Consider the following 15,706-nt stretch of genomic DNA (forward strand, 5'->3'; position numbering starts at 1 on the left):
CTCCGCGACCTCGGCGGACTCGCGCAGGGTGCCGTCCTGGTCCAGGGCGGGATGCCAGAGGCCGTCGGGCAGGGCCCGGATCGCGCGGCGGACCGGCTCGGTAACCGCGCATCCGACTGAAAACCGCAGGTCCGGGCCGTGCTCGCGCAACGTCCGCAGGTGGGCAAGGAAGGCTTTCGCGCTGCCCGCGCTGTCGGCGCGAACGAGGATGTCGGTGCCATAGCGGTGGGCGTCGGGGATTTGCGCGAGGGCATCGCCGAGGACCGCGATGTGATCGGCGGCGGTGTTGGCTCCGGCGTTGCCGGGTCGCAGCCGCCCCGCCAGGGCCTCGCCGGTATTGGCCAGGAAGCACAACAGCGGGTGGTAGCCGAAGCCACCCTTGTAGGTGGGTGCGGCCTGTTCCTTCTCCGAGTGGCAGGTCACCAGCGTGGCATCGATGTCCAAGACCAGGCCGGGCAGTTCGCGTCCGCCAGCCTTCACGGCAGGGATGCCCTCGCCGTGCTCGGCGGCCTGCAGCCAGGCGATCTCCCGCGCTGACGCACGGGCCGAGCGCAGCCGGTCGAGCACATTCCCGTCAACCGCGGCCAGCAGGCGCCAGGCCGTGGGCGTGGAGGCCACCGGGCCGAACACCTCGCCCTGGTCCCGTAGCACGGACAGGTCCGCGATCGCCTCGCCGCCGTCGGCGAGCATCACCGCAAGGTCAGTGGCGACGCGGCCCGGATCGTGTCCGGTCCCGCGCGGCCGAAGTGGCCGTAGCGCGGCGGAGTACGCGGTGGTCAGCCCGGTGGCATCGGCGAGGTCCGAAAGCAGCCGTGCCCCAGCGTGCCCGGCCACCCCCGTTCCATCGGCGGATATGACAAGCGGGGGACGCGAACCGATAGCCTGCACGCAGAAAGTGCCTTCCTCTGACGACGACAGAACCCCTCGACAAGGTTCATCGTCCCAGTTCAGAAGGCACTTTCGCGTTCCCGCTCAGATTCCGGGCCCCACACGAAGTGAAACCGCGAGGCTAGAGCGCCGCCGGGGACGGGGAGGGGCCCGCCCGGTGCGTGGTGCACCGGGCGGGTCCCCGTTCCCCCACCGCCCTCGACCGGCGGGCCGGGGGTCACGCCCCGGCCGGGGCGCCCTCCGCGTTCCCGTAGTACGCCTGCCGCATGAGCTGCCGCATGTCGTCGATCATCGGCATCCGGGGGTTGGCCGGGGCGCACTGGTCGGCGTAGGCGTTCATGGCCTGGGTCGGCAGGGCCTCCACGAAGGCCCGCTCGTCCACGCCCTCCTCGGCGGGGGTGGCCGCCGGCAGGCCCATCGGCAGGACCGGGTCGACGATGGCGACGTCCGGGGTCAGCGCGTAGTCGGCGAGCGGGTACTTCTGGGCCGCGGCCGGGTCGGAGATGACCGCGAAGGGGGTGACCTCGGAGCCGGTGCCCGAGGTGGTCGGGACGGCGACCATCTTCGCCTTGCCGCCCGGCGAGGGGAACGTGTAGGCGCGCTTGCGGATGTCGAAGAACTTCTCCTTCGTGTCCCCGAACTCCACCTCCGGGTGCTCGTACATCAGCCACATGATCTTCGCGGCGTCCATCGGGGAGCCGCCGCCGAGGCCGATGATCGTGTCGGGCCGGAACTCGCGCATCAGCGCGGCACCGGCCCGTACGGTGGCCAGCTCCGGGTTGGGCTCGACGTTGTCGATGACCTGGACGGCGACCGCGCCTTCGCGGGCCTGGAGGATGTCGGTGACCCGCTGCACGAAGCCGAGGGAGACCATCGTCCTGTCGGTGACGATCGAGACGCGGCTGATGCCGTCCATCTCGCCGAGGTAGCGGATGGAGTTGCGCTCGAAGTAGATCTTCGGCGGGACCTTGAACCGCTGCACGTTGTTGTTGCGCCGTCCGATCCTCTTGATGTTGACCAGGTTCACCGCGGTCACGTTGTTGGAGACCGAGTTGTGGCCGTAGGAGCCGCAGCCGAGGGTCAGCGAGGGCAGGAAGGCGTTGCAGACGTCGCCGATGCCGCCGAACGTGGAGGGGGAGTTGGCGATGACGCGGATCGCCTTGACCCTGCGGCCGAACTCCTCGACGAGCTCCTCGTCCTCGGCGTGGATGGCGGCGCTGTGACCCAGCCCGTGGAACTCCACCATCGCGGCTGCGAGTTCGAGGCCGTGCTCGGTGCCGGAGGCCTTCAGCGCGGCCAGCACCGGGGAGAGCTTCTCGCGGGTCAGCGGCTCGCCGTCGCCGACCTCGCCGCACTCGGCGAGCAGCAGGGAGGTCCCGTCGGGGACGGTGAACCCGGCCTGCTCGGCGATCCACCGCGGGGACCTGCCGACGACGGCCGGGTTCAGCTTCGCTCCGGAGCAGTCGGCGGCGCGGGCCGTCGTACCGAAGACGAACTGCTCCAGCTTGGTCTTCTCGGCGGCGCTGACCACGTGGGCGCCGAGGCGCCTGAACTCGGCGATGCCGGCCTCGTAGACCTCCTGGTCGAGGATGACGGCCTGTTCGGAGGCGCAGATCATGCCGTTGTCGAAGGCCTTGGAGAGCACGATGTCGTGGACGGCGCGGCCCAGCTTGGCGCTCTTGTGGACGTACGCGGGAACGTTGCCGGCGCGCCCAGGGCCGGCTTGCCGCACGAGTAGGCGGCCTTGACCATGGCGTTTCCGCCGGTGGCGAGGATGGTGGAAACGCCCGGGTGGTTCATCAGCGCGCCCGTGGCCTCCATGGAGGGGACGGCGACCCACTGGACGCAGTCCTCGGGGGCGCCGGCCTGTCTCCTCGACGGCGAGCTGCGCGAGCTCGCCGTGCCGGGCCAGCGCCGCCAGAGAGGCCTTCTTGACGATGTGGTCGACCTGCTCCTGGTTGAACGACTCGAACCGGCCGAGCGCCGCGAGCGCGCCCTGAACCAGTCCGCCCACCATCTCGTTGGCCTGCATGACGGGAACTCCTTCATTTCGCCCCGGTCCGAACCGGCGATCCGCTGTTTTCCTGACGGCTCAGCCTGATGACTCAATTCCACACCCGAAAACGGAAGCCGCGGCGCCGAAAAAGCCCTTTCCGAGGGGGCCGAAGGGCCGTTCACGCCGGTTCACACCCCTCCGAACCCCTACGTGACCTGGGCATACGCCGAGCGACCAAAGACCCCGTGCGCTTGTGAAAACTTTCACAAGAATTTCGCGCGAAGTGCGCCCTACCGCGCTCCTCCCCCAGCGAGCACAATCACCGTGACGGCTCGCGTCGACCATGAGGGAGGGAGCGGGTGCGCCATCAGGTGCGTACCGCCGACGGCCGCGCTCTGACCGTGGAGCGCTGGGGCGATCCGGGCGGCAGGCCGGTCTTCCTGCTCCACGGCACCCCCGGCAGCCGCCTGGGGCCCGCGCCCCGGGGCATGGTCCTCTACCAGCGCCGGATGCAGCTCATCGCGTACGACAGACCCGGCTACGGCGGCTCCGACCGCCACCCCGGCCGCACCGTCGCGGACGTGGCCCAGGAGGTGGCCGCGATCGCCGACGCCCTCGGCCTGGACGCCTTCGCCGTGGCGGGCCGCTCCGGCGGCGCCCCCGGCGCCCTGGCCTGCGCCGCCCTGCTCCCGGACCGGGTCACCCGAACGGCGGCCATGGTGGGGCTGGCCCCCTGGGACGCGGAGGGCCTGGACTGGTTCGCCGGGATGGCCGACTCCAACGTCCAGGAGTACACCACCGCCTTCGACGACCCCGAGGAGCTGGCGGCCCGGCTGATCCCCCGCGCCGACGGCATCCGCAAGGACCCCCGCCGGCTCCTGGACGAGCTGCGCCAGGACCTGACGGCCAACGACCGCATGATCGTCTCGGACGCGGGTCTGCGGTCGATGCTGCTGCGCAACTACCGTGAGGGCCTGCGGACTTCGGCGTACGGATGGATCGACGACGCTCTTGCCTTCAGCCGCCCCTGGGGCTTCGACCCGGCCGACATCCGCTGCCCGGTGCTCATCTGGCACGGGGAACTGGACGTGTTCTCCCCCGTCGGCCACTCCCGCTGGCTGGGCCGCCGGATCCCCGGCGCCACCACCACCATCGACCCGGCCGGCGCCCACTTCGCCGCCCTGCGCGCGCTGCCCGACGTCCTGAACTGGTTGCTCCGCGACGTCCCGGCACCCCCGGTCAGCGAGCAGCAGCCCGCATAGCGGAGGCGGGGCCAGGGCCGGGACCGGGACCGGGACCGGGACAACGAAACCGTCCGGCGCAAGAAATGGATCTTGCCGTGCGGCGAACGGCCGAATACGCCTACCGTGAAATCCGCCGCGCTTTGCCTAGAATGCTTGACCAGGCGTCATGTCTCGGTTGCCAATGGGGTGTGGCCGAGTAAAGTCCACGCTTGACAGCAGCATGCCGTTGCTGTCATTCACATGCCCATTCCACATGGCTCCCCCAAGGACGGTGTCGTGAACACTTCCGCAGCCCCCGCGACCAGCACGGTCAAGGCCCGCCGGACCCCGCTCGCCCAGATCGACGTCCGCAGCGCCTCGGCGACGGCGACGCTCGGCCGTGTACTGCCGGCGGAATCCGGTCGTTCGGTTCAGGCACCGATCTTCAACTCCGCTCTCTGACGGTGTAGTAAGCGCTCTAGACTGGTGGAATGACCGGCCTGATCGCATTTCGCGAGATCGTCCTGAAAGTTCACAGCAGATGCGATCTTGCTTGTGATCATTGCTACGTCTACGAACACGCAGATCAGAGCTGGCGGGCCCGTCCAAAGGTGATCTCCCCCGAGGTCGTCTCGCACACCGCGTCGCGGCTCGCCGAGCATGCCCGTGACCATGCACTCCCCTCTGTCACGGTGATTCTCCACGGAGGGGAACCCCTGTTGGCCGGCACCGCCCGGCTCCGGCTCGTGTGCGAGGAGTTCACCCGGGCGCTCGCCGGAACGGCCGTCCTGGACCTGCGGATCCACACCAACGGGCTCCAGCTCGGCACACGCCACCTCGACCTCTTCGACGAGTTCGGCGTGCGGGTCGGCATCTCCCTCGACGGGGACCGCGCCGCCAACGACCGCCACCGCCGCTTCGCGGACGGCCGGACGAGCCACCCCCTGGTCCTGGCCGCCGTCGCCCTGCTCCGCTCCGCGCCCTACCGCCACCTCTACCAGGGCCTGCTCTGCACCGTGGACGTCGCCAACGACCCGGTCGCCGTCCTGGACGCGCTCGTCGAACTCGAACCCCCGCGCGTGGACTTCCTCCTCCCGCACGCCACCTGGGACACGCCACCGGTCCGGCCCGACGGCGCCCCCGACGCGTACGCCCGCTGGCTGCTGCGGGTCTTCGACCACTGGGAGCGCCTCGAGCGCCCGGTACCCGTACGGCTCTTCGAATCCCTGCTCTCCACCCTGCGCGGCGGCCCCAGCCTGACCGAGTCCCTGGGCCTGGCGCCCACCGACCTCGTCGTCGTCGAGACCGACGGCACCCTGGAGCAGGTGGACTCCCTCAAGAGCGCCTACGAGGGGGCGGCGGCCACCGGGTTCAACGTCTTCGACCACGCCTTCGACCAGGTCGCGGCCCACCCGGGGGTCCGCGCCCGCCAGCTCGGCCTGGCCGGGGTCAGTGAGGCGTGCCGCCGGTGCCCCGTCGTACGTTCGTGCGGCGGCGGGCTCTACACCCACCGCTACCGCGACGGGCACGGCTTCGAGAACCCCTCCGTGTACTGCACCGACCTGCGCGAGCTCGTCGACGGCGTCGAGGGCCGCACCTCCGCCCGGGAGACCGCGCCGCAGCTCGCCGACCCGGCGGAACTCGCCCGGTCCCAGGAGGAGCTGACCCGGGTGCTGCTCGCCCGGCTGCACGCCGACCTCGCCGAGGAGCCCGCCTGGGCCCGGGCCTGGGAGCTGCTGACCGCGGTGGAGCGGGCCGGGGACGCGGGCGCCGACGCCCTGGACGCCGTACTGGACCACCCGTTCACCCGGACCTGGGTGCTGGCCGCCCTGGACGGCGCGCGCGGGGACCGCCCCTCCGGCGCGGCGCCCGGCCCCGATCCCGCGGAGGCCGCGCGCCGGCTGACCGCGCTGACCGCCGCGGCCGTGCTGCGCGGCGGGCTGGACCTGCCGGCCGAGGTCGCGTACCGGGACGGCGAGGTGTACCTGCCGACGCTGGGCCTGCTGCGGCTGGGCGCGCCCGGTACCGAGGGCCGGGCCGCGCTGCGTGCGGCCGACGGGGGGTACGCCGTACGGGACGGCCGCGCCGAGCACCGCTTCGGGCCGGCCGCGGGGGACGCGCGCTGGCAGCCCGTACGGACCTGGTCGCCCGGGCCGGACTCCGCGCCGGTGGCCCTGGAGGACCTCGACCCGTACCGCAACTGCTTCGCCCGCCCGCCCCGGCTCCGGCTCGGCGCCGGGGAGGCCGAGGAGTGGCGCGGCCGGCTGGACGGGGCGTGGGCGCTGCTGTGCTCCTCGCTGCCGGAGTTCACCCGGGCCGCCACCGCCGGGCTGAGCCCCCTGAGCACCCTGACCCCGCTCGCGGGCGGCCCGCGGGCCGGCGACTGGGGCGAGGCGGGCCGGCACGGCCCCGGGGCTCTCGGGGTGCCGTACGCGGCGGGGGTCCGGGAGACGGCGCTGGCGCTGCTGACCGGGCGGCGCCGGGCCCGGCTGCGGGCCCTGACCGAGGTGGCCGACCTGTACGCGATGGACGGGCAGTGGCAGCACCCCTCGCCGTGGCGGGAGCGGCCGGTCCCGGTGTCCCGGCTGCTGGCGGACGTGCACGAGCGGGTGGCGGTGGAGGCGTACCGGCGGGCGACGGCGGCCCCCGAACCGGGTGCCTCGGACCGCATCCACCGGGCCCTGGACCGGCTGTCGGGGGCGGCCGAGCTGACGGTCACCGGCAAGCGGCTGGTGGCGGAGCTGCGCTGGGAGCTGAAGGCGGTCGACGCGTGACGGCCCCGCCGGGACCTCCCGGTCCGACCGGGACCCCCGGCCCACCCGGCGGGCCCGGCGGTGGCCCACCCGGCGGGCCGTCGTCCGCCCTGCCGCGCAGGGTGCCGGGCGCCCTGACGCTCGCGGCGCAGCTGCGGCGGCTCGGCGTGCGCCCGGGGATGCGGCTGATGGCCCATGCCTCCCTGAGCGGTACGGGGCTGCGCGCCGAGGTGCTGCGCGAGGCCCTGACCGGCCTCCTGGGGCCCCGCGGCACCCTGGTGGTCCCGGCGTTCACCTCGTCCAACTCCGTCACCTCCGCCAGCCACCGGCGGCGGACGGCGGGCCTGGCCCCGGAGCAGGTGGCGGCCTTCCGGGAGCGCATGCCCGCGTACGACCCGCTGCTCAGCCCCAGCGAGGGCATGGGCGTCCTCGCCGAGGCGGTCCGCACGGCGCCGGGCGCCGCGCGCAGCGCCCACCCGCAGACCTCGTTCGCCGCCGTGGGCCGGGACGCGGCGCGGCTCTGCTCGGACCACCGGATCGAAAGCCACATGGGCGAGGACTCTCCCCTGGGAAAGCTGTGCTGGGAGGGAGGACAGGTACTCATGATCAATGTGGGGTTTTCCGTCTGCACCGCTTTCCATCTCGCGGAGTATCGAATTCCGAAGCCCCCCTTGCGCATGTACGAGTGTGTGGTGAAGGTGAACCATCCGGGGGTCCGGCAAGGGCGTCAGCAGGGGGGAGCGTGGACCGCGTACGAGGACGTCGCGCTGGACGACAGTGATTTCGCGGAGATCGGCGGGACGTTCCCGGATTCGCGGGTGCGCAGGGGGTTGGTGGGCGGGGCTTCGGCCATGCTCTTCTCGATCCCGGACGCCGTCGATCACGCCCGTGAATGGATGACCGAAAACAGACGCTGATTGACTGAACGATGAGGGGATGTGGCGATGCAGCTCCGGAATGATGTTTCTTCGCTCGCATCTTCGGGACGGGGGGCGTGTGCCCGCATCAGTGCAGCCGTACTTTTTTCTCAGTTATGCACATACACCGAGATTCGGGGCCGGGGGGCCCGACCCGGACATGTGGGTCGAGCGTCTCTTCCGCGACCTCTGCAGCCACGTCATGGCCCTGACGGACCTCCCCGCGGGTTCGGACGCCGGATTCATGGACCGGGAGATACGCAGCGGCGAGGGCTGGTCGGAACGGCTCGGGGCGGCGCTCGCCACCTGCCGGGTGTTCGTACCCCTCTTCTCGCCGCGGTACTTCGCCAGTGAGATGTGCGGGAAGGAGTGGTTCGCCTTCACGCAGCGCCTCATCCAGAAGAGCGCCATCACGAACGAATCGGCCGATGCCATCGTGCCGGCGTTATGGGTGCCGGTGCCGCCCACCCAACTGCCCGGCCCCGCCGAGCGGTTGCAGTTCAACCACAACACGTTCGGGGAGCGGTACGTCACCGACGGGCTGTACGGGCTTATCAAGCTGCGCGGATACGCCGAGCAGTACGAGCGGGCCGTGTACGAACTGGCCAAGCGGATCGTCTCGGTGGCGGAGACCGTCCGCCTGGCGTCCACCCGCCCGGTGGACTACCGGGGCATACCGAGCGCCTTCGGTACTCCCGGAAACGCCGGCCGCACCCTCCAGGTGACCGTGGCGGCCTCGTCCCGGCACGACCTGCCGGAGGGCCGCAGCCCCGAGTACTACGGGGACAGCGCGCTGGAGTGGAACCCGTACCACCCGGTCTCGCAGAAGCCCATCGCGTACGTGGCCGAGGACCTGGTCCGGTCCCTCAACTACCGCACGACCATGGCCACGTTCGACGACGAGGCCGGGCACTTCGACAGCAAGCAGCCTCCGACCCGCCCCGAGATCCTGATCGTCGACCGCTGGGTGGTCGAGGACGAGCACCGCCGCCAGCGCCTCGCCGCCTTCGACCAGGAGTCCCGCCCGTGGATCAACGTGGTCGTGCCGTGGAACCGCTACGACCACCAGAGCCGCGCGAAGGAGGCCGAGCTGACCCGGCGGCTGGAGGAGACCCTCCCCGTCAAGATGGGCCAGGGCCGGGCCGCGTGCCGGGCCGCGGCCAACGGCGTCGCGAACATGGAGACCCTCGGCCAGATCCTGCCGCAGGTGGTCGAGGCCGCGGCCCAGCAGTTCCTCAGGCACGCCCAGGTGTACCTGCCGGCCGGCAACACCCACACCGAACGACCGCGGCTGATCGGGCCGATGGGGATGAACGAGCCGTTCACACCCGCGCCGTCCGTCCCCTTCCCGCCCGATGCCCAGCGCGCGCACACCGCAAGCAACGACGGCAACGACGCCGACATCGACCGGGGGGACGCGGATGACAGCGAGTCGTGACAGCGACAGTCGTGACGGACGGATCGTCACCTTCTACTCGTACAAGGGCGGTACCGGCCGCACCATGGCACTGGCCAACACCGCCTGGATCCTCGCCGCCAACGGCAAGCGGGTCCTCGCCGTGGACTGGGACCTGGAGGCCCCGGGCCTGCACCGCTTCTTCCACCCCTTCCTGGACCCGTCCACGCTCGGCGCCACCACCGGGGTCATCGACCTGATCAGCGAGTACGCCTGGGCCGCGACCAGCCCGGTGGCGCGGGCCGAGGACTGGCACAAGGACTACGCGCGCATCCAGCCGCACGCGGTCTCGCTCACCCCGGAGGCCCTCGGCTGGGAGTTCCCGGACGGCGGCACCCTCGACTTCGTCTCCGCGGGCCGGCAGAACCGCGAGTACTCCGCGACCGTCTCCACCTTCGACTGGGACAACTTCTACGACCGGCTCGGCGGCGGGCTGTTCTTCGACGCCTTACGCGCGGACATGAAGCGCAACTACGACTACGTCCTCATCGACAGCCGCACCGGCCTGTCCGACATCGCGGACATCTGCACCGTCCACCTCCCGGACGTCCTCGTCGACTGCTTCACCCTCTCCGACCAGTCCATCGACGGCGCCGCCTCCGTCGCCCGGCAGATCGACGAGCGGTTCAACGACCGCGGCATCACGATCTACCCGGTCCCGATGCGGATCGACGAGGGCGAGAAGGAGAAGGCCGACGCCGGCCGGGCCCTGGCCCGGATCAAGTTCGACCGCTTCCCGAACGGCCTGGTCGGTGACGAGCTCACCTCCTACTGGGGCGCGGTGGAGATCCCCTACCGCCCGTACTACGCGTACGAGGAGACCCTGGCGACCTTCGGCGACGAGGCCGGGCTCACCAACTCCCTGCTGTCCGCCTTCGAACGCCTCACCACCGTGGTCACCGGCGGCGAGATCACCGCGATGCCGGTCATCGGCGAGGAGGTCCGGCTGCGCATCCGGGACGCCTTCACCCGGCGCCGCCCCGCCCTGCCCGCCGACCTGTTCCTCTCGTACGTCGCCGAGAACCGGATGTGGGCCGACTGGATCGAGTCGGTGCTCACCCGGGCCGGCTTCCGGGTCGTCCCCCGGGACGTCTCCGCCGAACCGGCGCCGGCCGGCGGAGCGGCCGCCGGAGCCGGTGCGGGGTCGGGCTCCGGCGACACGCTCGGCGGCGCGGGCATCAGCGTCGACACCGCCGCCCGCACCGTGGTGCTGCTCTCCAGCGCCTACCTCAAGTCGGCCCGGGCCGTGGACGTGTGGAACCGGGCGGCCGCCGAGGACCCGACCGGCGGCCGACGCCAGCTGGTGCCGCTGCGCGTGGGCGACGTACGGCTCGCCACGCCCTACATCGACCGCAACCCGGTGGACCTGTTCCGGCTGGACGAGGTGCACGCCACCACCACCCTGCTGCGCGCGGTGGAGCGGCCGATGGCCCTGCCCGACAGCGTCAACAGCGCCTCGCAGCCCGGCCCCCGGTTCCCGGGGACCGTCCCGAAGATCTGGAACGCGCCGCCCCGCAACACCGGGTTCACCGGCCGCAGCATCGTGCTGGAGCGGATGCGCGACCAGCTCGGCGGCGGCATGGCCGTCGTGCTGCCGCAGCCGCAGACGCTGTACGGGCTCGGCGGCGTCGGCAAGACCCAGGTGGCCCTGGAGTACGTGCACCGGTTCATGGCCGACTACGATCTGGTGTGGTGGATCTCCTCGGAGCAGACCGACGACGTGGTCGCGGCCCTCGCCGAGCTGGCCGTACGGCTGGGGGCGCAGACCGGGGAGGACATGGCGTCCGCCTCGCAGGAGGCGATAGACCTGCTCCGGCGCGGGGTCCCGTCCGCGCGCTGGCTGCTGGTCTTCGACAACGCCGACGATCCCGAGACCCTCAAGCGGTTCTTCCCGCCGGGCGGTCCGGGCCACGTGCTGGTGACCTCCCGCAACCAGTCCTGGTCGCAGTACGGAGACGCGCTGCCCGTGGACGTCTTCCTGCGCGAGGAGTCCATCGAGCACCTCCAGCGCCGGGCGCCCGGCCTGTCCCAGGACGACGCCGAGCAGGTGGCCGTGGCGGTGGGCGACCTGCCGCTGGCCGTGGAGCAGGCCGGTGCCTGGATCGCGGAGACCGCGACCCCGGTGTCCGCGTACCTCGAGCAGCTCGCGCAGCAGGCCGCCCGGGTGCTGGGCCTGAACCAGCCGCCCGGGTACCCGGAGCCGGTGGCCGCCACCTGGAACGTGTCCATCGAGCGGCTCCAGTCCCGCTCCCCCGCCGCCGTACGGCTGTTGCAGCTGTGCGCCTTCTTCGCGCCGGAGCCGATCTCGGCCAACCTCCTCTACAGCAAGGAGATGATCGACGCGCTGAAGCCGTACGACTCCTCCCTCCAGGAGAAGCTGGTGCTGGGCCGGGTGATCCGGGAGATCGGCCGGTTCGCGCTGGCCAAGGTCGACCAGGTCAGCAACAGCATCCAGGTCCACCGCCTGGTCCAGGCGGTCATCCGGGCGCAGCTCTCGGAGGAGGAGCAGCACGAGGCCCGGCACGCGGTGCACCGGATCCTGGCGGGTGCCCGGCCGGACGACGACGAGCCGATAGACAACCCGGAGACGTGGCCGCGGTTCAATACGATCTGGCCGCACCTGACCCCGTCCGACGCCCGCCACTGCAAGGAGCCGGAGACCCGCCGGCTGCTGATCGACCGGGTGCGCTACCTGTGGAAGCGCGGTGACTTCAAGGCCGCGCACCAGCTGGGCGAGGAGCTGCGCGAGGTCTGGAAGGAGACCCTGGGCGGCGACGACCTGCAGTACCTCTACCTCCGGTTCCACCTCTCGAACATCCTGCGCTCGCAGGGCCGCTTCGTGGAGGCGATGGAGCTGGACGAGGGCACGCTGGAGCGGCAGCGGGACGCCCTCGGGGCCTCGCACCCGCACACGTACATGACCACCAGCGGCCTGGCGATGGACCTGGGCGCGCTCGGCCGCTACGGCGAGGCGATGGAGCTGGCGACGGCCGCGCACGAGGGCTTCGGGCAGATCTTCCACGAGGCGCACCCGCGCACCCTGGCCGCCGCGAACAACCTGGCGCTGAACCTGCGCATGGTCGGGCAGTACTCCCGGGCCCGGGAGATCGACCAGGAGGTCTTCGACCGGCGTACGGAGGTGCTGGGACCGGACCACCCGTACACCCTGTCCTCGGCCCAGAACCTGGCCCGGGACCTGCGTGAGGTGGGCCGCTACGACGACTCGGTGCAGCTGCTGGCCCGGACGTACGAGATCTACAAGCGGCAGCTCGGCTGGGCGTTCCCGGGCACGCTGTCGGCGGCGAAGAACCTGGCGGTGTCGCTGCGCCGGGCCGGCGAGCTGGAGGACGCGCTGCGGCTGACGACGGCGACCCGGGGCCGCTACCGGGCCAAGTACACCTCGGTCAACCCGGACCTGCTGGCCTGCGAGCTGAACCTGGCCGCGGACCTGTTCGCGACCGGGGACCCGGGCGCGGCGCGGGACCTGGCGCAGGAGGTGGTCGACGAGTACATGAAGGTGCCGGGCGAGCGTCACCCGTACACCCTGGCGGCCGTCAACAACCTGGCGGTCTTCCACTGGGGCACGGGGGCGGCGGAGACGGCGGAGCCGATGCTGCGGCAGACGATCCGGCACATGCGCGAGGTGCTGGGCGACAACCACCCGCACACGATCTTCGCGCACCTCAACCTGGCCAACGCCCGGGCCGACCTGGGCGATCCGGAGGGTGCCCTGGAGCTGGAGCGCCTGTCCGTGATGCGGCTGCGCGAGGCGCTCGGGGTGCACCACCCGGAGACCCTGGCGAGCGCCTCCAACATGGCGGTCAGCCTGGATTCCATGGGCCGCAAGGAGGAGGCGGCCCGGGTCCGTGCGGAGGCGGTGGCCGAACTGACCCGGCTGCTCGGCGAGGAGCACGGCCTGACCCGCTACGCCCGCGACGAGCGGCGGGTCCACCGGGACCTGGAGCCCCTCGCCGTGTGATCCGACCGCGGGCGGCGGGGCCGCGCGGCCCCGCCGCCCGCCACCCGACAGCAGGGGGCGCTGTGACCGACAGCATGACCTTTCGAAACGAGGACCTGCCGGCCCTCTTCCACCACACCGACCGGGCCGCGGTCTCCCGCCAGCGGGAGTCCACCCAGGCGACCCGTGCCCAGCTGCTGCTGCTGGTCACGGCGGCGGGGGCGGCCGCGTTGCCGGCGGGCCCGGAGCTCGGCCCGGTGCGCCTGTTCGGGCTGCTGAGCGCGCTGGCGTACGCCGGGGTGCTGGCCGTGGGCGTACGGGCGACCAGGCGGCGGGCCCGCCCGCAGTGGCAGCTCAACCGCAGTGCGGCGGAGTTCATCAAGTCCCTCGCGTGGCGGTACGCCGTGCACGGCGCGCCGTTCGGCATCGATGCCGCCGACGTGGGGGCGACGTACCGGACCCGGCTGGAGAAGGGCCTGGACGAGCTGCGCAAGATGGGCTGGGAGGATCCGCGGGCCGCCGGGGAGGTACCGGAGGGCGGGGAGATCACCGGCGCGATGGAGCGGCTGCGCGGGATGGGCTACCCGGCGCGGCGCGAGACGTACGTCCGGGACCGGCTGATCGAGCAGCGCAACTGGTACCGGCGGCGGACGGAGGTGTCCCGCCGGGCGACGGCGCTGTGGTCGTGGACGATCGTGTTGCTGACCTGTCTGGCCCTGCTGTTCGCGGTGTTCGGGATGTTCGGCTCGGGTCCGGGCGCGGAGCTGACCGGGCTGCTGAGCGCGGCCGCCGCGGCCGGGATCGCCTGGAACGAGGTGCGCCGCCACCATCCGCTGATCGAGGCGCACACCCTGATCGAGCAGGACCTGGCGGCGATGATGGTCGTGATGCAGACGACGATCACCGAGTCCCAGTGGCCCTCGTCGGTGTACGAGACCGAGCGGTACGTCTCGCCGCAGCACACGGACTGGCTGGCCCGGCACAGCAGCTGACGGCCGTCCGGGGGGGCGGGGGCGCGGCTCAGTCCCGGGTCGCGCCCGCCTGCCAGATGACGGTGACCGGCTTGCCGAGCGTCCGGGCGTAGGCGACGATCTCGGCGGTTCCGCCGTGCCCGCGCGCGGGCAGTCCGTCCCAGACGGCGACGAGCCGGTCGCAGGAGTCGGCGATGTAGGTGCCGGCGGCGTAGTAGGCCTCGTCGGTGGAGTGGGCGAAGTCCATCCGCACCTCCTGGGCGGCCCGGCGCTTGAGCCCCCGGTAGCGGGCCAGGGCCTCGGCGTCCTCGAAGGCGTCCTCGTAGTCCCCGCTGGGGATGACCACGGTGAGGTCGGCGCCGCATTCGAGCGCGATGGCGGCGAACAGCTGGTCCGCCCCGTCGGCGAGGCTGGAAAGGGCCTCCAACGGGCCCTCGTGACGGCCCAGTACGGCCCGCAGGGCGCTCTCCACGTGGCCGAGCGCCCTGTCGGGGATGGACCGGTGGCCGGTCACTCCGATGCGTTTCATGCGCAAGCCTCCCCCGTGGACACCCTGGACATCCTCCCAGATGGCGGGAGGACGTCCAGGGGTGCGTCCGGGGGCGCGTGGGTCACCGTCAGTAGACGCTGACCCCGTAGGCGTTGAGGGCCTCGACCACGGGCTGGAAGAACGTGGTCCCGCCGGAGGAGCAGTTGCCGCTGCCCCCGGAGGTGAGGCCGACGGCGCGGGTGCCGGAGTAGAGCGGGCCGCCGCTGTCGCCGGGCTCGGCGCACACGTTGGTGCGGATCATGCCGTAGACGACGTCGCCGCCGCCGTAGTTGACGGTGGCGTTGAGGCCGGTGACCGAACCGCTGTGGGTGCCGGTGGTGGACCCGCGGCGCTTGACGGCCATGCCGGTGGTGGCGTTGACCGCGCTGGTGATGTCCTGGCTGCCGACGGTCCCGGGCGGGACCGGCGAGTTGCTGGCGTACTTGATCAGGCCGTAGTCGTTGGTGGGGAAGCTGGACCCGGCGGTCGAGCCGAGCACGGTGGTCTTGGCGGAGTTGCTCCACCAGGTGCCGGCGCCGTCCGTACAGTGCCCGGCGGTGAGCGCGTAGTACGTACTTCCGCTGCGCACGTTGAAGCCGAGCGAACAGCGCCAGCTCGACGCGTAGATGGCGTCGCCGCCGGAGAGCAGCTTGGTCAGCTTGCCGGGGGTGCGTTCGATGCGCAGGGCACCGGCGTCGGCGCCCGCCTCGCGCTTGATTCTCGCGAGGGAGGCGGCGGAGACGGTGGAGTCGGCCGTGACCACGAGGGTCCCGGTGGCGGGGTCGGTGTGCCAGGCGGTGCCGGCGACGTCGGCGCGCAGGACGGATGCGCCGGCCGAGGCGAGACGGGAGGCGCTGAACCCGCCGTCCTGGGTGTCCGCGCTGGCGGCGGTGGGGGCGGCGAGCGCGGCTACGGCGGCCAGGCCGGTGGCCGCCGCGAGCAGCCTGGTACGGGTGATGCTCTTGATCCTCACTTATCGTCCTCCGGGAGGGTTCGGGGGCCCGGCGATCGTGGG

General features: G+C 72.1%; 12 protein-coding genes. 8 read left to right on the forward strand and 4 right to left on the reverse strand.

Annotation, left to right across the window (positions count from 1 at the left end):
* Both ACFWTC_RS30870 and ACFWTC_RS30875 read right to left on the reverse strand, forming a co-directional pair.
* The coding region (locus tag ACFWTC_RS30870; protein ID WP_384074865.1) for a transposase at positions 1 to 918 on the reverse strand (918 nt) is incomplete at its 3' end.
* A 187-nt stretch (positions 919 to 1,105) separates the two neighbouring features.
* A complete protein-coding gene (locus ACFWTC_RS30875; protein ID WP_384029338.1) occupies positions 1,106 to 2,620 on the reverse strand; it encodes an iron-containing alcohol dehydrogenase in 1,515 nt (504 codons plus the stop codon).
* 12 nt (positions 2,621 to 2,632) lie between these two features.
* Between ACFWTC_RS30875 and ACFWTC_RS30880 the strand changes: the two genes are divergently transcribed.
* The 8 genes from ACFWTC_RS30880 (at position 2,633) to ACFWTC_RS30915 (ending at position 14,183) form a co-directional block, all read left to right on the forward strand.
* Positions 2,633 to 2,989: a hypothetical protein gene (locus tag ACFWTC_RS30880; protein WP_383927105.1), complete on the forward strand. Its 357-nt coding sequence runs from the start codon at positions 2,633 to 2,635 to the stop codon at positions 2,987 to 2,989.
* Positions 2,990 to 3,243: 254 nt separating this feature from the next.
* A complete protein-coding gene (locus tag ACFWTC_RS30885; protein WP_384029340.1) occupies positions 3,244 to 4,146 on the forward strand; it encodes an alpha/beta fold hydrolase in 903 nt (300 codons plus the stop codon).
* A gap of 258 nt (positions 4,147 to 4,404) precedes the next feature.
* Positions 4,405 to 4,569, forward strand: a complete 165-nt coding sequence (gene fxsA, locus ACFWTC_RS30890; protein WP_383927111.1) for an FxSxx-COOH cyclophane-containing RiPP peptide — start codon at positions 4,405 to 4,407, stop codon at positions 4,567 to 4,569.
* Positions 4,570 to 4,598: 29 nt separating this feature from the next.
* A complete protein-coding gene (fxsBH, locus tag ACFWTC_RS30895) occupies positions 4,599 to 6,881 on the forward strand; it encodes a radical SAM/SPASM protein FxsBH, inactivated beta-hydroxylase extension form (RefSeq protein WP_383927114.1) in 2,283 nt (760 codons plus the stop codon).
* 158 nt (positions 6,882 to 7,039) lie between these two features.
* Entirely contained in the window at positions 7,040 to 7,777 is a 738-nt protein-coding gene (locus ACFWTC_RS30900; RefSeq protein WP_383927209.1) for an AAC(3) family N-acetyltransferase, read from the forward strand.
* Positions 7,778 to 7,820: 43 nt separating this feature from the next.
* Positions 7,821 to 9,215: a TIR-like protein FxsC gene (locus ACFWTC_RS30905; RefSeq protein WP_383927212.1), complete on the forward strand. Its 1,395-nt coding sequence runs from the start codon at positions 7,821 to 7,823 to the stop codon at positions 9,213 to 9,215.
* A complete protein-coding gene (gene fxsT, locus ACFWTC_RS30910; protein ID WP_384029342.1) occupies positions 9,199 to 13,212 on the forward strand; it encodes an FxSxx-COOH system tetratricopeptide repeat protein in 4,014 nt (1,337 codons plus the stop codon). The genes ACFWTC_RS30905 and fxsT overlap by 17 nt, the downstream gene beginning before the upstream one ends.
* Before the next feature lie 74 nt (positions 13,213 to 13,286).
* Positions 13,287 to 14,183: a DUF4231 domain-containing protein gene (locus ACFWTC_RS30915; RefSeq protein ID WP_383927119.1), complete on the forward strand. Its 897-nt coding sequence runs from the start codon at positions 13,287 to 13,289 to the stop codon at positions 14,181 to 14,183.
* 28 nt (positions 14,184 to 14,211) lie between these two features.
* Here ACFWTC_RS30915 and ACFWTC_RS30920 read toward each other — a convergent pair whose 3' ends face one another.
* Both ACFWTC_RS30920 and ACFWTC_RS30925 read right to left on the reverse strand, forming a co-directional pair.
* Positions 14,212 to 14,691, reverse strand: a complete 480-nt coding sequence (locus ACFWTC_RS30920; RefSeq protein WP_383927122.1) for a hypothetical protein — start codon at positions 14,689 to 14,691, stop codon at positions 14,212 to 14,214.
* Between the two features lie 88 nt (positions 14,692 to 14,779).
* Positions 14,780 to 15,664, reverse strand: coding sequence for a S1 family peptidase (locus tag ACFWTC_RS30925; protein WP_383927125.1), 885 nt, complete (start codon positions 15,662 to 15,664; stop codon positions 14,780 to 14,782).
* Positions 15,665 to 15,706 lie beyond the last annotated feature (42 nt).

Origin of the sequence: Streptomyces sp. NPDC058619 (assembly GCF_042717785.1) — a bacterium.
Lineage (GTDB): Bacteria > Actinomycetota > Actinomycetes > Streptomycetales > Streptomycetaceae > Streptomyces.

What these genes read in the sequence shown, in the direction of transcription:
- ACFWTC_RS30900 (WP_383927209.1), top strand. Translation starts at nt 7,040, where the DNA reads ATGCGGCTGATGGCCCATGCCTCCCTGAGCGGTACGGGGCTGCGCGCC.
- ACFWTC_RS30920 (WP_383927122.1), bottom strand. Translation starts at nt 14,691, where the DNA reads ATGAAACGCATCGGAGTGACCGGCCACCGGTCCATCCCCGACAGGGCG.
- fxsBH (WP_383927114.1), top strand. Translation starts at nt 4,599, where the DNA reads ATGACCGGCCTGATCGCATTTCGCGAGATCGTCCTGAAAGTTCACAGC.
- ACFWTC_RS30915 (WP_383927119.1), top strand. Translation starts at nt 13,287, where the DNA reads ATGACCTTTCGAAACGAGGACCTGCCGGCCCTCTTCCACCACACCGAC.
- ACFWTC_RS30905 (WP_383927212.1), top strand. Translation starts at nt 7,821, where the DNA reads ATGTTTCTTCGCTCGCATCTTCGGGACGGGGGGCGTGTGCCCGCATCA.
- fxsT (WP_384029342.1), top strand. Translation starts at nt 9,199, where the DNA reads ATGACAGCGAGTCGTGACAGCGACAGTCGTGACGGACGGATCGTCACC.